Raw genomic sequence first — 20,429 nt, 5'->3', positions numbered from 1 at the left:
GGTGCTAGTGCAGCTCTTGAGCCGCTCCCTCCGGCGGCTATTAACACGCGGGCCAATAACGCCGAATCTGGCTGAAATCCAGTGCGAACGATTCGCAACTTATGGGACAAATTGTCCTATCAGATCGTCTCGAGCGACCCGATGCCATAGGGCGAGAGCGCGGCGAGCGGCGGCGGCGGGCGGTCGTTGCTGCGCGTGAAGACTGCGATGCCGGGCGTTGCCGCGTCGGGCCAATCCTGCCCTTCGGTCAGATGGGCGATGCGACGCGCGATGCCTTCGGCGCCGTCGATCAGCGCGACGTCTGGGCCCGCGATCGCCTGCAATTCCGTCTTGAGCAATGGAAAATGGGTGCAGGCAAGCACGATGACGTCCATCGCGTCGCCCCCCGGTTGCTCGCGCAGGCCCGCAATCGCGCGCGCGATGACTGCGGGATCGACTGCATCGCCGCGCAACTTCGCTTCCGCGCCGGTGACAAGACCCGGGCTCCCGTGCCGAAGGACGGTCTTGCCGCCCGCAAACCTGGCGCTCAAATCATCGACATAGGGCTGGCGCACCGTCGCCTCGGTGCCCAGAACGCCGATCACACCGCTATTGGTCATTTCCGCTGCGGGCTTGATCGCCGGAACCGTGCCGACGATCGGCAGGTCGAGCGCGGCCCGAACATGTCCCAAGGCGATCGTCGAGGCTGTGTTGCATGCGATGACCGCAAGGCGCGGCTGATAGCGCTCGACGAGCCGGCCGAGCAGCGCGGGGACGCGCGCCGCGAGTTCTTCGTCGCTCTTCTTGCCATAGGGCAGGCCGGCATAATCGGCAGCGTAGACGATCCGTGCCGTCGGCAGCAATGCGCGCGTCGGCCCGAGAACCGTCAGCCCGCCAAGGCCGCTGTCGAAGAAGAGGATCGGCGCATCGGGAGCAGGCATGGTCATGCGCCCCGCCTAGCAGCGACCCGGGGGGCACTCAATGGGGCGGCGAGTTCGTCCGCTTTGGTTGCCAATCTTGCCGAATCCATTGATTGATTCGGGTAACGGCGCCACATTGCTTCAAAGCGAGCGGGGAACGTCATGAGTTTATATTTGCTGATTGCTGCGGGTTACCTTTTGGGGTCGATCCCGTTCGGCGTGATCCTCACGCGACTGTTCGGTGCGGGCGACCTGCGCCAGATCGGATCAGGCAATATCGGCGCGACCAATGTGCTACGCACGGGGCGCAAAGGGCTCGCGGCGGCGACGCTGATCCTCGACGGTGCAAAGGGCGCGGTGGCGGTGTTGCTCGCGCGCCATTTCGTTCCCGAACTCGGCGAACATGCCGCGATGATAGCGGGTGCTGCCGCGATGATCGGTCATTGCTATCCCGTGTGGCTGAAGTTCCGGGGCGGGAAAGGGGTCGCGACGCTGCTGGGCCTTGCACTTGCGCTCGCCTGGCCGATCGGACTTATTTTCGCCATCGTGTGGCTCGCGGCAGTCTTGTTGCTCCGCATATCCTCGCTCGGCGGGATGCTCGGCGCGGTGTCGGCACCGATCGCCGCGCTCGCCTTAGGTTATCCCATCTACGCCATCGGGCTCGCGGGTCTCGCGGTCATCGTGCTGTGGCGGCACCGAGAGAATATCGCGCGGCTGCGCGCCGGGACCGAGCCGCGTATCGGCAGAAGCAAGGACGCCGACAAAGGAGCCGGGCGCGCGTGACCCACTCCGAGCGGCTGGCGCGGCTCCGGCTGATTCGCACGCCGCACGTCGGGCCGGTCAGCTGGCACCAGTTGATGTTGCGCTTTGGTTCGGGCGAGGCGGCGCTCGACGCACTTCCCAATCTCGTACTGCGCGGTGGGGCAGGGAAGGCGCGCATCGCCTCCCTTGATGTTGCCGAGCGCGAGGTCGAGCGTGTGGCGGCGCTTGGCGCGCGGCATATTTTCAGCGACGAGGATGATTATTCGCCGATGCTGCGTGAGGTAGAGGGGGCGCCGCCGGTTGTTGTCGTGCGCGGCGATGCGTCCATGCTGCGGCGTCCATGCGTCGCGATCGTCGGCGCGCGCAACGCGTCGGCGGTCGCCTGCCGCTACGCGCGCCAACTCGCGGCGGACCTCGCCGCCCGCGATGTCACGGTTGTCAGCGGCCTTGCGCGTGGTGTCGACACCGCCGCGCATATCGGCGCGCTCGGGGGCTCGACGGCGGGCGTGATCGCGAGCGGAATCGACATCGCCTTTCCGCCCGAAAACGCCGCGCTGCAGGAAAAGATCGCGAGCGACCAGTTGTTGATCGCCGAACAGCCGCCGGGGACCGAACCACTCGCGCGCCACTTCCCGACGCGCAATCGCATCATCGCCGGGATCGCGCACGGCACGGTCGTGATCGAGGCGGCGCCGCGGTCAGGATCGCTGATCACCGCACGGCGTGCCGGCGACTATGGGCGCGAGGTGATGGCGGTTCCAGGCTCGCCGCTGGACCCGCGCGCGCAGGGCTGCAATCTGCTGATCCGCGAGGGCGCGACGCTCATTCAGACAGTCGACGATGTCCTCGAAGCGGTCGGGCCGATCGACGTGCGGATGGTGCGCGAGCCCGTGCAACGCTACGCCGCCGCTCCTGCGCCAGCGGAGGCGTGCGAAGGCGGGCGCCGGTCGCTGATTGACTTGCTGGGGCCGACGCCGGTCGCGGTCGATGAACTGGTGCGTCAATCGGGACAGGACGCGTCTACGGTGCAACTGATTTTGCTCGAACTCGAGTTGGCAGGCCGTGTCGAGCGCCATGCCGGCGGGAAGATTTCGCTGATGTGATTGGCTGCACTGCTGGCTAACCCTTGACAATCTAACGCCTCATCGCGGTTCAGCCACAGTTCAGCGGCCGAGCCACAGGCTAATGATATTGTATCACATGGTGGGGAGTTTGTTGATGCGAAGCCGGTTTCTGACAAGCGTGACTATGGTTGCCGTACTGGCCGCAGCGCCCGCACCAATACCGCTCGCGATGGCGCATTCGCGGCCTTCTCCTGACCAGGGCTTCTGCCGCAACGCCGCGCCCTTGCCCCAGCTCGATCCAGAGATGCAGCCCCAGCCGCAGCCGTTGAATGGCAGCATCAACACGCGGGGGAGCGAGAAACGTGATCGCGAAGAGGCAATGGCCGTCGAGCCCGCCCCTCCGCCGCCACCACCACCTCCGCCGCCGCCGCCCCCTCCGCCAATGGCTCCGCCGCCCCCATCCTATTCCGACGATGCTGCCGAGGTGGTGGTATCTCGATCGCGAGCGGGCGCTGGTTCCAGCTATTCCGCCGCTGAGGCGCTCCCGCCGCCGCCCGCTTCGGCCGCGCCGACCCCGGGCTCGTCTTCGGATTTCGCACGCGTCAGCCCTGGCATCGTCCCTCCGCGTTCCTATCCACGGCCGCAGCCGCAACCCCAATCGGGCATATTGACCGCGGGCGAGCATGACGACCTGCTCAACCCCGAGCTCTACGTCGCCTACGTCAATCGCAGCGGCGATCTGGGGCAGGAAGTCCGCAACCTGCCGCGGGTCGATACCACGCGCGTCGTGACGGTGAAGGTCAATGACCGCAGCGGCCAGCCGATCCCCTTCGCCGACGTCGTGGTGACGTGCAGCGACGGCAACAGCATCACCATGGCGACGCAGGCCGACGGCAGCGCGGTCTTTTTCCCCGGGCTCGACCGGCTGAGCGAACGAATCACCGTTTCGGCGCGAAAGGCCGGGCGCAACATCGCCGACGCACGACCGGTTCTGGTCGCCAATGCCGCAGGCGGGCAGGTCGTCGGCCTGACCGCGAACCAGGCGGCGACGAAAGCGACCAAGCTCGACCTGATGCTGGTCGTCGACACGACGGGCAGCATGGGCGACGAGATCAACTATTTACAGGCCGAACTCCGCTCTATCATCGGCGCGATTACGGCGAAGCACCGCGATCTCGATATCCGGATCGGCTTTGTCTTCTACCGCGACCTTGGCGATGATTATGTCACGCGCACGGTTGCCTTCGATCGCGACATTGGGCGCGTGCAGGGCGCGCTGGCGCGGCAGGATGCGAACGGTGGTGGCGACTATCCCGAGGCGATGGATCAGGCGATGATCCGCGCGGTCGGGCAGGACTGGCGTCCCGACGCGGTGAAGTCCTTGCTGCTCGTCGCCGACGCGCCGCCGCACGACGACAAGTTCGGCAGGACTTGGGCTGCTGCGGAGGCTGCGCGCGCCAAGCGCATTCATATCACGCCGGTCGCCGCCTCGGGCGTCGCTGACAAGGCCGAATATGCGATGCGCGCGATGGCGGCAGCGACGCAGTCGCGCTATCTGTTCCTGACCGACGACAGCGGCGTCGGCGATCCGCACGCGCCGCCGGCGATCGACTGCTATCTTGTGACCAAGCTCGATGCGCTCGTCCGCCGTGTGATCGACAGCCAGATCAGCGGCCGCCGCGTCGAGCCTGACGACCAGGAAATCATCCGCAGTGTCGGCAAATATGACGCCGGCAAATGCATCCTGCCCGCCGATTTCAAATGGCAGGATGGATAAGAAAAAATCCAGCTTGACGGAATCAAGCTATCCCCGCCACCCTCGCGCGTACATGTGAGAGCCGGTGACGGGGATAGTTTTTTAATGCAATTGGTAATTGTGGAATCGCCCGCAAAGGCGAAAACGATCGAGAAATATCTCGGTCGCGATTTCAAGGTTCTGGCCAGCTATGGCCATGTTCGCGACTTGCCGCCCAAGGACGGCTCGGTCGATCCTGACGACGGCTTTGCGATGCAGTGGCAGTTGTATCCCGACAAAACGAAGCGGATGAAGGAAATTCAGGACGCCGCGAAGGGCGCCGATCGACTGATTCTCGCGACTGACCCTGATCGCGAGGGCGAGGCGATTAGCTGGCATGTGCAGGAGTTGTTGCGCAGCAAGAAGGCGCTGCCGGCGTTGGTCGATCGCGTCACCTTCAACGCAATCACCAAGCAGGCCGTGACCGATGCGATGGCGCATCCGCGCGAGCTCGACACCGATTTGATCGACGCCTACCGGGCGCGCCGCGCGCTCGACTATCTCGTCGGCTTCACCCTGTCGCCGGTGCTGTGGCGCAAACTGCCCGGAGCAAAATCGGCCGGCCGCGTCCAGTCGGTCGCGCTGCGGCTGGTGGTCGAGCGCGAGCGCGAGATCGAGGCTTTTGTTGCGCAGCAATATTGGTCGGTGACCGGCCTGTTCGAGATGGGCGGTACGCCGTTCAAGGCGCGGCTTTCGCGCTGGCGCGGCGACAAGATCGAGCGCCTCTCGATCACGAACGAGGCCGACGCGCGCGCCGCCGAAGCTGATGTGAAGGCGGGCCATTTCACTGTCGATGCGGTCGAGACCAAGCCGCTGACGCGCAATCCGCCGCCGCCGTTCACGACCTCGACGCTGCAACAGGAAGCCGCGCGCAAGCTCGGCTTCTCCGCAAGCCACACGATGCGCGTGGCGCAGGCGCTCTACGAGGATGGCGCGATCACCTATATGCGTACCGACGGCGTTCAGATGGATGGAAGCGCGATCAGCGCGGCCCGCAAAGCCATCGCGACGCGCTACGACGGTGGCTATGTCCCCGACCAGCCGCGCCAGTATCAGACCAAGGCAAAGAATGCGCAGGAAGCGCATGAGGCGATCCGCCCGACCGACTTTTCGAAGGACAAGGCAGGCAGCGGCGATCATGGCCGCCTCTACGAGCTGATCTGGAAGCGTGCGCTCGCGAGCCAGATGGCGTCGGCGCGGCTCGAACGCACCAGCGTCGATCTGTCCGACGGCACCGGCAAGACGGTGATGCGCGCGACGGGACAGGTGGTGAAATTCCCTGGATTCCTTGCACTCTACGACGAAAGCCGCGACGATGCTGGCGACGACGAGGATGCGCGCCTGTTGCCGGCGATGGCAAAGGGCGATGCGCCGGCGAAAACCGGCGTCGAGGTCGAAAGCCACGAGACACAGCCGCCGCCGCGCTATTCCGAAGCGAGCCTCGTCAAGAAGATGGAGGAACTCGGCATTGGGCGTCCGTCGACCTATGCCTCGATCCTGCAGGTGCTCAAGGACCGCGCTTATGTGACGGTCGAGAAGAACCGCTTCATCCCAGAGGAGAGCGGGCGGCTGCTGACGGCGTTCCTCGAACGCTTCTTCGAACGTTATGTCGGCTATGATTTCACCGCCGGGCTCGAGGAAGAACTCGACGACGTGTCGGGCGGTCGTGCACAATGGCAGGCGGTGCTTGAGCGCTTCTGGCGCGATTTCAAACCGCGCACCGGCGAAGTGATGGAGCAGAAGCCGTCGGAGATCACCGCGGCGCTCGACGAATTCCTCGGCCCCTATCTCTTCCCGGACAAGGGCGACGGCAGCGACCCGCGCCTCTGCCCCAATTGCGGCACCGGGCGCCTCGCGCTGCGCGGCGGCAAGTTCGGGCCGTTTATCGCGTGCAGCAACTATCCCGACTGCAAATTCACCCGGAAGTTTGCGCAGCCAGGCGGTAGCGACGGTGCGGATACCGGTCCCGAGACGATGGGAAATGATCCCGACAGCGGGCTGGAGGTGACGAAGCGCAGCGGGCGCTTTGGCCCGTATATCCAGCTCGGTGACGGCAAGGAGGCGAAGCGGTCGTCGATCCCGAAGGATATTCCGGGCGAGGATTTCGACCTTGATTATGCACTGCGACTGCTGAGCCTGCCGCGCGAGGTCGGGGTGCATCCCGAAAGCGGCAAGACGATCATGGCAGGGCTGGGGCGTTATGGCCCCTATCTGCTCCACGACGGCAAATATGCGAAACTGACGGGCACCGCCGAAATCTTCGATATCGGCATGAACGCCGCGGTCGTGCGCATCGCCGAAGCTGCTGCGGGCGGCGGGCGCGGACGGACCAAGGCCGAGCCGCTCAATACCTTCGGCCCACATCCGACAAGCGGCGGCGAGATGAAGCTGATGGAAGGGCGATTCGGTCCTTACGTCACCGATGGCACGACCAATGCAACCCTGCCCAAGACAGCAGATCCGGCGACGCTGACGCTGGAAGAAGCGATCGCGTTGATCGACGCGCGCGCGGCGAAGGGGCCGGCGAAGGGCAAGAAAAAGGCGGCACCGAAGAAAGCTGCGGCTAAGAAGCCCGCGGCCAAGAAAACGGCTGCAAAGAAAGCTCCGGCCAAAAAGGCGGCGGCGGAATAACTGTCTCGACCGGCGGCGTTTGCGCCGCTGCCAAGGCATGATAGGGTGGCGCATCCGGGAGACTGTCCATGCGCCACCTGCTCGCCGCCTTCCTGCTTTCCATTCTGTCCATATTTTCCTTACCCGCCGCCGCTCAACAGGCGGGGCGCCTGATATCGGCCGACCCGATGCAGGATACGCCAGCGGGCGTGCAGGCCTGGCGCGTGCAATATTGGACGACGAACGGCAATGGTCAGCGCCTCGCGGTAACGGGCATCGTTGCGGCCCCGATGGAAGCGATGCCGTCGCGTCCGCGCCGCGTTATCGCCTGGACCCACGGCGCATGGGGCGTCGCCGAAAAATGCGCGCCCTCGCTCAGTCCGAACTTCTTCGCGGCGACCGCCGGAATGGATGCCGTCCGCAGCGGTTATGTTGTGGTCGCGCCCGACTATATCGGCCTCGCAAGCTCTACGATGCACCCTTTTCTCGTTGGTCAGGATACTGCCAATGCGGTTCTCGACGCGGTGCGCGCGGCGCGCGAAATCCCGGGCGCCGCTGCGGGCGCCGACTTCGCGGTATGGGGTGAATCGCAAGGCGCCCATGCGGCGCTTTGGACCGCGATAGCCGCGCGCTCACATGCGCCCGACTTGCGGCTCGTGGCCACTGCTGCAGCGGCGCCCCCGACCGATCTGGCGGCCAATCTGCGCGAGGGCAGCGACAAGAATGCGCGCGCACTTCTCCTATCCTTTACGCTGCATAGCTGGTCGACGCTCTATGGCTTCTCGATGGACGGCATAGCCAACCGCACGAACCAGGGCATCATCCACCGACTGGCGGAGAATAACTGCATCAGCCTGGAAAAGAAGCCGAAGTTCGGCATGATCCTCGGCGTCCTGACCATTGTTCGCGCCACGAAGAACAAGGACATCGCCAAAATCGAACCATGGGGAAGCTTCGCCCGCGCCAACAGCGTCGATCCGGCACGCGTGCCGGGACCTCTGCTGATCGCGCAAAGCAGCAAGGACACGATCATCGCCCCCGCCGTCACCCGCAAATTTGCGAAATCCGTCTGCCGCCGCGGTACGGCGCTGCGCTGGATCGAGATGACGGGCGGTCATGTCGATGCCGCGCGCGACAGCGCGCAGGAAACGATCGGCTGGATCACGGCGCGCTTCGACGGGAACGCGCCGCCGAATGACTGTCGGAGGATTTAGCGACTAGCGGAAGGTATCTGGATCGACATACCGCTTTTTGGTCAGCCAATCCGACGCATCGGGCCGAAATAGGAAAAAGATAGCAAGCGCGGTCAGCGCGCTCGACGCGAGGCTGAAAATCCATGAGACGCCGCCGGGCATGGCGGGATCATTAATCGTCGCGAGTGCCGAAATAATGCCAAGGCCCATTAGCACGACGTAGACCCATCGCGTTACATTGCTAGCCTTGCGCGCAATAAGATACCAGAAGAGGAACTGGCACGCCAAGCTGATGCACCAGATTGAGATCAGAAACCCGCTGCCAAAGCCCATCGCAGCAATCGACGGCTCGCGCTCATAGGCCGCAAGCACCTGATTCCAGCTCAAAATCCCACCTAGCAGGCCAACCGCGAAAGAAGCCCAGAAAGCCCTTTCGAAGGCGATGATCGATTTCGGACGTTCCATATATTCTCCCGCAAGTACCCGCAGGCTCAATCGACCCAGTCGAGCCCCATGTCGCGATAGACGCCGCGGTCCTCGTCCCAATTCGCCTTGACCTTCACATGCAGGAACAGGTGAACCTTGCGTCCCAGCAGTTCGGTCAGTTCGGCGCGCGACTTGCTGCCGATTTCCTTGATGCGCTCGCCCTTGTGGCCCAGGATGATTGCGCGCTGGTTGTCGCGTGCGACAAGGATCTGCTGGTGGATTTCGGCACTTCCGTCGGGGCGCGTCGTGAACTTCTCGGTCTCGACCGTCGACTGATAAGGCAGTTCCTCGTGGAGCTGGCGGTAAAGCTGTTCGCGCGTGATCTCGGCGGCTAGCATGCGTTCGGGCGCGTCGCTGACCTCATCTTCGGGAAAGTGCCAAGGCCCTTCGGGCATCAGCTTCGACAGTGTCGTCTTGAGTTCGGGAACCCCGTCGCCGGTGCTGGCTGAGATGAAGAAGGTTTCGTCGAATTTGACGCGCTCATTGAGCTGGGTCGCGATCGTTAGCAGCTTGTCCTTCTTGGTCAGGTCAACCTTGTTGAGCACAAGAAACTTCTTCTCGGGCCGCCCCTCGATTCCCTGCAGCACGCGCTCCGCACGTTCGCCGAGCTTGGCGGCGGCGTCGATCATGACCAGGATCGCCTCGGCCTGATCGAGGCTGTTCCACGCCGCCGCGACCATCGCGCGGTCGAGCCGGCGGGTGGGGGCAAAGATGCCCGGCGTATCGATCAGAACGATCTGTGTCTCGCCGTCCATAGCGACGCCCATCAACCGTGTGCGCGTCGTTTGCGCCTTTGGGCTGACGATCGCGACCTTCTGGCCGACGAGTGCGTTGACGATGGTCGATTTTCCCGCGTTGGGCGCGCCGACGACGGCGACAAAACCGCAATGCTGGGTCATAATTTCATTCCTTCGAGTTCGGCGAGCAACGCCGCCGCCGCCGCCTTTTCGGCAGCTTGTTTCGATGCACCTTCGGCTTCAGCACGGGCGAGCTTGCCGATGCTCACCGCGATACGAAAGCGCGGCGCGTGGTCGGGGCCTTCGCGTGAGACGATTTCATACTCGGGCGGGCGGCGTTTGCGTGCGAGCGCCCATTCCTGAAGCGCCGCCTTCGGATGTTTCGGCGCCGCCTGCTGCCCGTCGATCATTTCGTTCCAATGGGTCAGGATGAACTGCCGCGCCGCATCAGCACCTTTGTCGAGATAGAGTGCGCCGATCAGGGCTTCCATCGCGTCGGCAGCAATATTGTCGCTGTATCGCCCGCCGTCGTTACGTGCCTGCGCGCCGAAGCGGATCAGTGCGGTCAGATCGAGCTTGCGCGCCACCGCAGCGCACGTCGCGCCCGCCGCGAGCACGTGCAGCCGCGACGACATCTCGCCTTCGCTTGCGGTGGGGAAGCGCGTGTAGAGTTCAGACGCAATCACGAGCCCCAGGACACGGTCGCCCAGAAACTCGAGCCGTTGATAGTCGGCGCGCCCGGTGCTGCCGTGCGTCAGCGCCAGATCATAGAGCGCCGGATCGCCCGGAGCGTCGCCGATGATGCTGGCGAGCGCCCCGGTGTCGAGGGGATCGTTCAAAAACCGTCCCCGATCCGTTCCCAGCGCGCGGCGGTGAACCAACTGATCGGGTTTAGCCAACTCGCCGATCCATCGGTCGAGAACATGCCGACGAGGGCGTGGCCGACGAGATTTTCCTCGGGCACGAGGCCGATGCCCTGATTCTCCATCGCGGGGAACCGACTGTCGGCGCTGCGGTCGCGGTTGTCGCCCATCAGGAACAAATGGCCCTCGGGAACGACGACGAGCGGAGTATTGTCTTCCGGGATCGTCGTGATGTCGAGGATGTTATAGCTTTTTCCGCCGGGCAGCGTTTCTCTGAACTGCTTGTAGCGGCACTGGCGTTGGCCGTCGGCGGCGATTTCCTCAAACTCGGGCGAATAGCAGGGCAGGGTGCCCGTCGCGCGCGATGCCTCGATCATGTTCGGGGTCACGGGGATCACGAAATCGGGCATTGCTTCGCGCTGGACGGGCTTACCGTTCAGCCAGACGATGCCGTCCTTCACCTGCACGCTGTCGCCGGGCAGGCCGATGACGCGCTTGATATAATCATTGTCGGCGACCGGCGGCGCCTTGAAAACGACCACGTCGCCTCGTTCGGGGGTGCGCGCGAAAATGCGGCCCGGGATCAGCGGGACACTGAACGGCAGGCTATATTTCGAATAACCATAGGCCATCTTGTTGACGAGCAGATAGTCGCCGATGAGCAGTCGTGGCTGCATCGATTCCGAAGGAATATTGAAGGGCGACAGGAAAAAGCTGCGGAAAATCAGCACTGCGATCGCGAGCAGCGCGAGGAAGCGGACAGTGTCGACCGCCTCTTCCTTGGCCGACACCGGTGCCGGGGTCGGCGTGGGCGGCACGGGCCCGGTTGGGGGCGTCACATCGGCGGTAAAGCTGGCATTGGTCATCTCGCGGCATTGGCGATGAATAGGTTGCCACGTCAAGCAAATATCGGCGGACGACACTGGCGCGCGGCTGGCGGCAGGCTTAGAGAAAGTCGGCGATTCACTCCCCCGTTGAGGACAATGACGATGACAACCGCCCCCGATGCCTGGCAGGCCCTCTCCGACTGGCAGCCGCAGAAGCTGATCGATCTGGTCGCCGCCGACCCTGAAGCGCGGCTGCAGGCGCTGGTGCGCAGCGTCGCCGACATTCGTTTCGACTTCGCCAAGACCCATCTCGACACCTCGGCGATCGCGATCCTGTCCGGCCTTGCGGAAGCGCAGGATTTCGCCGGTCGTCGCAAAACGCTCTTCTCGGGCGGGATCGCGAACCCGACGGAGGATCGTGCTGCCGAACATAGCGCCGAGCGCGGGGATGGGGCTCCCGAGTCGGTTCATGCCGCCCAGGCGCTCCATCAGCGGATGCGGATGATGATCGACGCGATCGAGGCCGGCGCGTTCGGCGAGATCCGCCACCTGCTCCACATCGGCATCGGCGGGTCGGCGCTCGGCCCGGATCTGCTTATCGACGCGCTCGGCCGTCACAGCGATCGTTATGATGTCGCGGTGGTGTCGAACGTCGATGGCGCTGCGCTCGACGAAGCCTTCGCCAAGTTCAGTCCCGAGCATACGCTCGTTGCCGTGGCTTCGAAGACTTTCACCACGACCGAAACCCTGCTCAACGCCAATTCGGCGCTGCAGTGGCTCGACGAAGCGGGCGTTGTCGATCCGGTCGGGCGATTTATCGCGCTGACCGCGAAGCCCGAGCGCGCGATGGAATGGGGCATCGATGAAACGCGCATACTGCCGTTCAACGAAAGTGTTGGCGGCCGCTATTCGCTATGGTCGTCGATCGGTTTTCCCGCCGCGCTCGCGCTCGGCTGGGACGCCTTTGCCGATCTGTTGGAAGGCGCGGCCGAGATGGACCGCCATTTCCGCCTCGCCGACGGCGCGGACAATATCTGCCTGCTCGCCGCCTTCGCCGACCAGATTTACGCCAACCGCCTCGCGTGCCAGACGCGCGCAGTCTTTGCTTATGACGAGCGGCTTCGTCTGCTGCCGTCCTATCTGCAGCAGCTCGAAATGGAATCGAACGGCAAATCGGTGACGTTTGACGGCCAGCCGCTGGCGCAGCAGACCGCGCCGATCACCTGGGGCGGCGTCGGCACCGACGCACAGCATGCAGTGTTCCAGTTGCTCCATCAGGGGACGCACCTGACCCCGGTCGAGTTCGTCGTCGCACGCGAGCCCGACCATCTGCTCGATGATGCGCATCATGAAACGCTCGTCGCCAATTGCATCGCACAGGGCGCCGCGCTGATGACGGGCCGCGCGAGCGAGGATGGCGCGCGCAATTATCCCGGGAACCGCCCGTCGACGACAATCCTGCTCGACCAGGTGACGCCGCGCAGCCTCGGCGCGCTGATCGCCTTTTACGAGCATCGTGTCTTCGCCAACGCCGTGCTGCTCGGGATCAACCCGTTCGACCAGTTCGGGGTCGAGCTGGGCAAGGAAATGGCGAAGGGCCTCGCCGAAGGGACCGTCGAATTCGACGCGGCGACGCGTGCGCTGATGCAGGCGGCGCTCGGCGACTGAGTGCGCGTCGCTGTCACTGACCGTAAATTTCGATTGGCAAGCTGCGCCCGTGTAACCACATAGGCGCCCGGCACGAATGCCTGCCTGTCCAATTCAGGGGTAATCCATGAGCGATTTCGACTATGACCTGTTTGTCATCGGCGCCGGTTCGGGCGGTGTGCGGGCTTCACGCATCGCGGCCTCGCACGGCGCTCGCGTTGCGGTGGCGGAGGAATATCGGGTCGGCGGCACCTGCGTGATCCGGGGCTGTGTGCCTAAGAAACTGCTCGTTTACGGCGCCCATTTTGCCGAGGACATCCACGACGCGCGCAAGTTCGGTTGGGACGTGCCTGAGTGCAAGTTCAACTGGCCCGTGCTGCGCGACAATGTGCTCGCGGAGGTCGACCGGCTCGAGGGGCTATACGGCCAGACGCTCGACAACCATAAAGTCACCGTCCTCAAGACGCGTGCGACCGTCATCGGCCCCCAGAAGATACGCCTCGCCGACGGGACCGAGCTTACCGCCGAACGCATCCTGATCGCGACCGGCGGCTGGCCGCACGTCCCTGAATTCCCGGGCAGTGAACATGCGATCACCTCGAACGAAGTCTTCCATCTCGAAACGCTGCCAAAGCGCGTCGTGATCGCGGGTGGCGGCTATATCGCCAACGAATTCGCTGGCATCTTCAACGAATTCGGCAGCAAGGTGACGATCGTCAATCGCGGCGACACGATCCTGCGCGGTTACGACGAGCAGATCCGCGACCGGCTGCTCCAGATTTCGATGACCAAGGGCATCGATTTCAAGTTTAATGCGCCGTTCCAGTCGATCGAAAAGAATGAAGACGGTTCGTTGACTGTCCATCTCGAAGGTTGTGATCCGATCCATGCCGATGCGGTGCTCGTTGCCGCGGGCCGCGTGCCGAACAGCAAGGGCATCGGGCTTGAAGAGGTCGGGGTCGAACTCGACAAGGACGGCGCGATCAAGGTTGACGAAACAAGCCAGTCGTCAGTGCCGAGCATCTATGCGGTTGGCGACGTCACCAACCGCATACAATTGACTCCCGTCGCGATCCGTGAGGGGCAGGCGTTTGCGGACTCGGTGTTCGGGGGCAAGCCGACCGTCGTCGACTACGCCAATGTCCCAAGTGCCGTGTTCAGCCATCCGCCGATCGGCGCGGTCGGGATGACTGAGGCTGAGGCGCGCAACAAGCTTGGTTCGATCCGCGTTTACACTAGCGATTTCCGGGCGATGAAGAATGTCCTCGCGGGCCGCAACGAGCGCGCGCTGTATAAAATGATCGTGAATGCCGCGACGGATCAGGTCGTCGGGCTGCACATGATTGGCCCCGACGCGCCAGAAATCCTGCAGGCGGCCGCCATCGCGGTGAAGGCGGGGCTGACGAAGGCCGATTTCGACGCGACGGTCGCGTTGCACCCGAGCATGGCCGAGGAACTGGTACTCCTCAAATAAGGTTTCGGCCTGCAACCCGCATGCGCTATCTTCCTTGCATTAGGCGTGAGAGGAGGGGTGCATGGCGGGAACGGCATTGGTCACCGGGGGCAGCGGCTATATCGCGGGCTTCCTGATCCGGCAGCTGATCGACAATGGCTGGATGGTGCATACCACCGTCCGCAACCTGAAACGCGAACCTGAAGTCCGCGCCTGGCTGGGCGTCGATAACGACCGGCTCGCTTTCTTCGCCGCCGACCTGGAACACGACGCGGGTTGGGCCGAAGCGATCGTCGGCTGCAGCCACGTCGCGCATGTTGCGTCACCCTTTCCGCTCGGCGTTCCCAAACACGCAGACGAGTTGGTGGTCCCCGCGCGCGAAGGCGCGCTTCGCGCGCTGCGGTTCGCGCGTGCGGCGGGAGTCAGGCGCTTCGTCCTCACCTCGTCGATGGCGGCGATAGCCTACGGCCATGGCAAGTCGCGCGACATTTACAACGAAGCCGACTGGACGAACCTCGATAATCCGGAGGTCATGCCCTATCCGCGCTCGAAAACCATAGCTGAGCGAGCGGCGCGCGACTGGGTTGCGGCCGAGGGCGGCGATATGGAGTTCGCTTCGGTCAACCCCGCCGCGGTGTTTGGACCGTTGCTGTCCGACGACCTCTCGACCTCGATCGAGCTGGTGAAGCAATTGCTCGAGGGCAAGGTACCAATGTGCCCCGACATCGGTTTCGGGATCATCGACGTCCGCGATGTCGCGGATCTCCATTATCGCGCACTGACCGCGCCGAGCATAAGCGATGAACGTTATGTCTGCTCGGGGCCGTTCCTGAAGATGATCGATGTCGCCAATATCCTGACCGCAAAACTTGGCGACAAGGCGAGGAAGGTGCCAACACGCAAGATGCCCGACTGGCTGCTCAAGCTGTTCGCGCTGGTGCGGCCCGAACTTAAACAGCTCGTCGCCGAACTCGGTAACGTCCGCGGCGGCGACAGCAGCCATGCAATGCAGACGCTCGGCTGGACGATGCGCCCACCCGAAGAGGCGATCCTCGCGACGGCGCATAGCCTGATCGAGCGCGGGATCGTGAAGGTATAGCCTGATTCCCCTCCCGCAAGCGGGAGGGGAGGCGAAGCTTTATGCAATCGTCGGGACGATCCCACCCTCGGCGCGGATGGCCGCGCCGTTGGTGACCGCCGCGAGCGGGCTTGCCAGGTAGGTGACCATTGCGCCGATCTCGTCGGCCTCGATCAGGCGGCGGATCAGCGACAGCGGGCGCAGTTCCTCGAAGAACGCCTTTTCGCGCTCGGCTTCGGGCGCGTCGGGGTTCGACACGACCGAGCGGATGAAATCGGTGATGCCTTCCGAGCGCGTCGGTCCCGGCAGCACGCTGTTGACGGTAACTCCCGTTCCCTTGGTCTGCTCGGCAAGCCCGCGTGCGATGGTGAGCTGTGCCGTCTTGGTCATGCCGTAATGGATCATCTCGGCGGGCGGCAGCAGGCCGCTTTCGCTCGCGATGAAGATCACCCGGCCCCAGTTTTTATCGAGCATCTTGGGGAAGTAATGCCGCGACAGGCGTGCGCCGCTTACGACATTGACCTCGAAGATATTGTGCCAGTCCGCATCGCTGATCTCCGCAAAAGGCTTGGCTTCATAAATGCCCAGATTGTTGACGAGGATATCGACCGCGGGAACAGCAGCGATCAGTGCCTCGGCACCTTCAGCGGTAGCGGGATCGGCAAGGACGGCGCGGATGGTGCCCGACTGGGCCAGTTCGGCGGCCGCCTCGTCCAGCTTTTGCTGGTTGCGGCCGGTGATAACGACATCGACGCCTTCTTCGGCGAGGCGCTTGGCGATCGCAAAACCGATGCCAGCGGTCGATCCGGTGACGAGGGCAGTCTTGCCTTTGAGTTTAAGGTCCATGAACGGTCTCCTTCCTTGGTTCTAGTAGATGAGCCGAAGATAGCGCGCCGACCGATTGTTGATTAGAATGCGCTTCGTCACTTTAGTGATGATATAAAATCAGGAATGACAATGGATAACCGGTTTGGCGATATCGAAACCTTTCTGGCGGTGGCGAATGGCGGCAGCCTCGCGTCCGCGGCAAAGGTGCTGCGTCTTACGCCCTCCGCCGTCAGTCGCAGCATAGCACGACTTGAGCAACGCCTCGGTGTCACATTGATGCGCCGGACGACCCGCTCGCTCGCGCTGACGTCGGAAGGCTCCGCCTATCGCGACCGGATGAGCGTGCTGCTGGCTGATATCGCGACGGTTGAGGCGGGGCTGGGGCAAGAAGGGCAGGGTCCGCGCGGGCTGCTCCGCATCAACGCTTCACCGTCGATCGGCACCATGGGCTTGTTGCCGATCCTGCCTCGCTTCACAGCGCGGTATCCGGAAGTCACCGTCGATCTCACACTATCCGATGCGATCGTAGATCTTGTCGAGGATCGCGCCGACATCGCGATCCGTATCGGCCCGCTGCGTGACACCCGGTTGCACGCGAAGAAGCTCGGTCATAGCCGTATGGTCCTGGTCGCGAGCCCCGATTATCTCGCGCGGCGCGGAACGCCGCAAGCACCTGACGATCTCGAAGCGCATGACTGCCTGCGCTTCAGTTTCCGCCGCTCGGTTGACAGTTGGCCCTTTCTCATTGGCGGCAAAATCGTCCAACGCCCCGTCCATGGCAGCTTCTTTGGCAATTCGGGCGAGGTCGTGCGCCAGATGGCAGTCGCGGGCGGCGGCATCGCCCGGCATGGGCGCTTTCACGTGGCACAGGATCTTGCGGCGGGCCGCCTCGTCGAAGTGCTGCCCGATTTCAATCCCAAGGACGGCGAGGATATTCATGCGCTTTACGCCGCCGAGGATCGGGCGGCAGCGCGTATCCGCGCCTTTCTCGACTTTCTCGACGAGGAACTGGTGATCGAACGCTAGCCGATCCGGTACGGCACGACGTCGCGCCGGTCGGGATCGACCAGGATCGGGCGGTCGCTTGGTGGGAAGGCGCGCTGGTCGCAATCGTCGCGCGGGCAGATGCGGCAGGAGAGGCCAATCCGTGTCGCCGCCTGCGGCGCCGCGACATCGACCCCGTCGGCATAGACGAAATCGCCTGCATATTGCGCCTCGCAGCCCAGCGCGACGGCGTATCGACGCGGGCTGCGCGCATAGCTGCCCGACGGTTTTACGAGCCCCTTCGCCATCGACACATAGCGCAGGCCATCGGGCGTCTCGGCTAGCTGGAACAGGATGCGGTCCGGGATCGCAGCCGCTTCATGTACGATCCACAGCGGACATGCACCGCCGAAACGCGCGAATTGGAGCCGCGTCGCCGAGTGCCGCTTGGTAATGTTGCCTGCCATATCGACGCGGCAGAAGAACATCGGGATACCCCGCGCGCCGGGGCGCTGAAGCGTCGAAAGACGATGGCAGGCCTGCTCGAAGCTGACCCCATATTGCATCCGTAGCCTGTCGATGTCGTGCCGTACGGCGCGCGCGCTGGCGCGGAACGGCGCATAGGGCATCAGCACTGCGCCGGCGGCATAGTTGGCAAGCCCGACGTGGAGCAATTGGCGCGCCGCCGCAGTGCGCAGGGGCGATGCTTCGACCACCGCCGCAATTTCTCTCGCAAGCGCGAGCGCGGCAAGTTGGTGCGCGAGTTGGAAGCGCCGGCTTTCGGCGGGCTGCGATGGATCGATCACCAGATGCCGCATCGTCGCATCGAAATCGCGCAGCGCCTGCGTCTGGTTATAGACGATCGAGATGCCGAGCGCGTCGCGTAGCCTCCGTTCGATTGTTTCGATTGCAGGCGAGGGCTCCTTACCCCTCAGCTGCCCGGCCAATGTCTCAGCCGCGCGGTCGATACTGTCGACGTAGTTCCCCGCGTCGTGAAACCAGTCGCGCACCTCTTCCCACGGTAGGCGGCTGCCCTCGGCGGTGCCGCCAGTCAGTGCCTCGTCGATGATCTGGAGCCGCTGCCCCGCGCGGCGGTAAGCCGCATGAAGCGCGACGAACTGGTCGGCGAGTTGCGGTTGCTGGAGCGCGGCACGTTCGAGCTGTTCGGGCGCAAGGGGTGACGCCGCGAAAAGCGGGTCAGCCGCAGCTTCGCGAAGGGCGCCTGCACGGCGGTCGCCCGCGTCCGCTGCGACTTCTTCCCATTCGAGCGGAAACAGTTTTTGCAACCGATCGAGCAAAGCGGGCGTCAGCGGGCGATCGTCATGCTCGATCTGGCTGAGATAAGAGGCCGAGATGCCGAGCCGCGTCGCGAAATCGGCCTGACGGATGGCGCGGGTTTCCCGAAGTTGACGAAGTTGTCGCCCAGCGTAGAGACGGGTTGGCTGCATGGCGCTCATGCTACTTTGCAAATATGCACTTTGCAACTTTGCAAATTCGCATTTGCATCGGGACGCCAGCGGGGGCAGACGGCGCGTTCGACACTATCGGAGAGCCGCATGTCCGCCAATATCGCCGAAATGGAACGCCGCCGGGCCGCTGCCGCCTTGGGCGGCGGACAAAAACGCATCGATGCCCAGCATGCCAAGGGCAAGCTGACCGCGAGAGAGCGGCTCGACGTACTTCTCGACGAAGGGTCGTTCGAAGAGCTCGACACCTATGTCGAACATAATTGCACCGATTTCGGGATGTAGGACCAGATCGTCCCCGGCGATGGTGTCGTTACCGGATCGGGCACGATCAACGGCCGCCTCGTCTATGTCTTCAGCCAGGATTTCACGGTCTTCGGCGGCTCGCTGTCGGAACGGCATGCCGAGAAGATCATGAAGGTGATGGATAATGCGATGAAGGTCGGCGCGCCCGTCATCGGCCTCAACGACAGTGGCGGCGCACGCATTCAGGAGGGCGTCGCTTCGCTCGGCGGCTATGCTGAGGTGTTCCAGCGCAACGTGCTTGCCTCAGGCGTCGTGCCGCAGATTTCGCTGATCATGGGCCCGTGCGCGGGCGGGGCAGTTTACAGCCCCGCGATGACCGACTTCATCTTCATGGTGAAGGACAGCAGCTATATGTTCGTCACTGGTCCGGATGTTGTCAAAACGGTGACTAATGAGGTTGTGACGCAGGAGGAACTCGGCGGCGCGATCACGCATACGACCAAAAGCTCGGTCGCCGATCTGGCGTTCGAGAACGACATCGAGGCGCTGCTCGCTGCGCGCGATTTCTTCGATTACCTGCCCGAAAACAACCGCAGCGGCGTTCCCGTCCGCCCGACGAGCGACCCCTACGACCGCGCCGAGGCCAGCCTCGACACGCTGATCCCGCCGAATGCGAACCAGCCGTACGACATGCACGAGCTGATCCGCAAAACCGTCGACGAAGGCGATTTCTTCGAAGTGCAGCCGGCGCACGCCGCGAACATCATCTGCGGCTTCGGCCGTATCGAGGGCCGCACGATCGGCATCGTCGCGAACCAGCCGCTGGTGCTTGCGGGCGTGCTCGACATTAATTCGTCGAAGAAGGCGGCGCGCTTCGTCCGTTTCTGCGATGCGTTCGAGATTCCGATCATAACCTTTGTCGATGTCCCCGGCTTCCTGCCCGGCACCGCACAGGAATATAACGGCATCATCAAACATGGCGCCAAGCTGCTCTTCGCCTATGCCGAGGCGACGGTTCCCAAGATCACGGTGATCACGCGCAAGGCCTATGGCGGCGCCTATGACGTGATGGCGTCCAAGCATCTGCGCGGCGACCTCAACTATGCCTGGCCGACCGCAGAGATTGCGGTGATGGGTGCAAAGGGCGCGGTCGAGATCATCTTTCGCAGCGACATCGGCGACCCCGAAAAGATCGCGCAGCGTACGAAGGAATATGAAGCCCGCTTCGCCAACCCCTTCGTTGCGGCGTCGCGCGGCTATATCGACGAGGTGATCCACCCGCATAATACCCGCAAGCGGATCGCGCTGGGGTTGCGTAAGCTTCGGAACAAGCAACTCGAAAACCCGTGGAAGAAGCACGACAATATTCCGCTCTGATCGCGAGCATTTTTGTCGTCATATGTGATGTCCGGCACATATGAAGCACCGGACTGGAGCCATGGACAGCGAGCGGCTAAAACCGCGATGTCCTTGATTCCAAATGAGGTTTGA

The 20,429-nt window shown here is 63.7% G+C and carries 16 protein-coding genes and 1 pseudogene; 10 read left to right on the top strand and 7 right to left on the bottom strand.

Features of this window, described 5'->3' with window-relative positions; genetic code table 11:
- Window positions 1-119: 119 nt before the first annotated feature.
- Window positions 120-926, bottom strand: a complete 807-nt coding sequence (gene murI / locus KEC45_RS08795) for a glutamate racemase (protein ID WP_062180354.1) — start codon at window positions 924-926, stop codon at window positions 120-122.
- 135 nt (window positions 927-1,061) lie between these two features.
- Here murI and plsY point away from each other — a divergent pair, with 135 nt between their 5' ends.
- The 5 genes from plsY to KEC45_RS08770 all read left to right on the top strand — a co-directional run bounded on the left by plsY (window position 1,062) and on the right by KEC45_RS08770 (window position 8,344).
- Entirely contained in the window at window positions 1,062-1,682 is a 621-nt protein-coding gene (plsY, locus tag KEC45_RS08790) for a glycerol-3-phosphate 1-O-acyltransferase PlsY (RefSeq protein WP_062180358.1), read from the top strand.
- Window positions 1,679-2,764 carry a DNA-processing protein DprA gene (gene dprA / locus KEC45_RS08785; protein ID WP_062180361.1) on the top strand — a complete coding sequence of 362 codons (1,086 nt, stop codon included), beginning with the start codon at window positions 1,679-1,681 and terminating at the stop codon, window positions 2,762-2,764. The genes plsY and dprA overlap by 4 nt, the downstream gene beginning before the upstream one ends.
- A 628-nt stretch (window positions 2,765-3,392) precedes the next feature.
- Entirely contained in the window at window positions 3,393-4,502 is a 1,110-nt protein-coding gene (locus tag KEC45_RS08780; protein ID WP_252171938.1) for a vWA domain-containing protein, read from the top strand.
- 84 nt (window positions 4,503-4,586) lie between these two features.
- Entirely contained in the window at window positions 4,587-7,151 is a 2,565-nt protein-coding gene (topA, locus tag KEC45_RS08775) for a type I DNA topoisomerase (protein WP_062180366.1), read from the top strand.
- 68 nt (window positions 7,152-7,219) lie between these two features.
- Window positions 7,220-8,344 carry a lipase family protein gene (locus KEC45_RS08770; RefSeq protein ID WP_062180369.1) on the top strand — a complete coding sequence of 375 codons (1,125 nt, stop codon included), beginning with the start codon at window positions 7,220-7,222 and terminating at the stop codon, window positions 8,342-8,344.
- 3 nt (window positions 8,345-8,347) lie between these two features.
- Here the strand turns inward: KEC45_RS08770 and KEC45_RS08765 are convergent, their stop codons facing one another.
- From KEC45_RS08765 to lepB, 4 genes are read right to left on the bottom strand one after another with little or no spacing between them, the layout of a single operon-like run.
- Window positions 8,348-8,788: a hypothetical protein gene (locus tag KEC45_RS08765; protein WP_062180372.1), complete on the bottom strand. Its 441-nt coding sequence runs from the start codon at window positions 8,786-8,788 to the stop codon at window positions 8,348-8,350.
- Window positions 8,789-8,814: 26 nt separating this feature from the next.
- Entirely contained in the window at window positions 8,815-9,708 is an 894-nt protein-coding gene (gene era / locus KEC45_RS08760) for a GTPase Era (RefSeq protein WP_062180375.1), read from the bottom strand.
- Window positions 9,705-10,385, bottom strand: a complete 681-nt coding sequence (gene rnc / locus KEC45_RS08755) for a ribonuclease III (RefSeq protein ID WP_083435911.1) — start codon at window positions 10,383-10,385, stop codon at window positions 9,705-9,707. The genes era and rnc overlap by 4 nt, the downstream gene beginning before the upstream one ends.
- Window positions 10,382-11,200, bottom strand: a complete 819-nt coding sequence (gene lepB, locus KEC45_RS08750; RefSeq protein ID WP_062183876.1) for a signal peptidase I — start codon at window positions 11,198-11,200, stop codon at window positions 10,382-10,384. The genes rnc and lepB overlap by 4 nt, the downstream gene beginning before the upstream one ends.
- A 198-nt stretch (window positions 11,201-11,398) precedes the next feature.
- Here lepB and pgi point away from each other — a divergent pair, with 198 nt between their 5' ends.
- The 3 genes from pgi (at window position 11,399) to KEC45_RS08735 (ending at window position 15,435) form a co-directional block, all read left to right on the top strand.
- Window positions 11,399-12,904 (top strand): glucose-6-phosphate isomerase, encoded by a 1,506-nt coding sequence (gene pgi, locus KEC45_RS08745; RefSeq protein WP_062183879.1) that lies wholly within the window; start codon window positions 11,399-11,401, stop codon window positions 12,902-12,904.
- A gap of 106 nt (window positions 12,905-13,010) precedes the next feature.
- Window positions 13,011-14,357, top strand: a complete 1,347-nt coding sequence (gene gor, locus KEC45_RS08740) for a glutathione-disulfide reductase (RefSeq protein WP_062180385.1) — start codon at window positions 13,011-13,013, stop codon at window positions 14,355-14,357.
- Window positions 14,358-14,418: 61 nt separating this feature from the next.
- Window positions 14,419-15,435 (top strand): NAD-dependent epimerase/dehydratase family protein, encoded by a 1,017-nt coding sequence (locus tag KEC45_RS08735; protein WP_062180388.1) that lies wholly within the window; start codon window positions 14,419-14,421, stop codon window positions 15,433-15,435.
- Between the two features lie 39 nt (window positions 15,436-15,474).
- On the opposite strand, the gene KEC45_RS08730 is transcribed toward KEC45_RS08735, so the two are convergent.
- Window positions 15,475-16,260: an SDR family NAD(P)-dependent oxidoreductase gene (locus tag KEC45_RS08730; RefSeq protein WP_062180391.1), complete on the bottom strand. Its 786-nt coding sequence runs from the start codon at window positions 16,258-16,260 to the stop codon at window positions 15,475-15,477.
- A gap of 111 nt (window positions 16,261-16,371) precedes the next feature.
- Between KEC45_RS08730 and KEC45_RS08725 the strand changes: the two genes are divergently transcribed.
- On the top strand, window positions 16,372-17,268 hold the full coding sequence (locus KEC45_RS08725; RefSeq protein WP_062180394.1) for a LysR family transcriptional regulator: 897 nt from the start codon (window positions 16,372-16,374) through the stop codon (window positions 17,266-17,268).
- On the opposite strand, the gene KEC45_RS08720 is transcribed toward KEC45_RS08725, so the two are convergent.
- Window positions 17,265-18,674 carry a short-chain fatty acyl-CoA regulator family protein gene (locus tag KEC45_RS08720; protein ID WP_152682342.1) on the bottom strand — a complete coding sequence of 470 codons (1,410 nt, stop codon included), beginning with the start codon at window positions 18,672-18,674 and terminating at the stop codon, window positions 17,265-17,267. The two genes, KEC45_RS08725 and KEC45_RS08720, sit on opposite strands and share 4 nt — an antisense overlap.
- Window positions 18,675-18,782: 108 nt before the next feature.
- Between KEC45_RS08720 and KEC45_RS08715 the strand changes: the two are divergent.
- Window positions 18,783-20,315 (top strand): annotated as a pseudogene (locus tag KEC45_RS08715) (acyl-CoA carboxylase subunit beta).
- Window positions 20,316-20,429 lie beyond the last annotated feature (114 nt).

It is taken from the genome of Sphingopyxis sp. USTB-05 (genome assembly GCF_023822045.1).
In the GTDB taxonomy this organism is placed as follows: domain Bacteria; phylum Pseudomonadota; class Alphaproteobacteria; order Sphingomonadales; family Sphingomonadaceae; genus Sphingopyxis.
The sequence above is the reverse complement of the archived record's forward strand: the minus strand, read 5'-3'. Positions and strand labels throughout refer to the sequence as shown.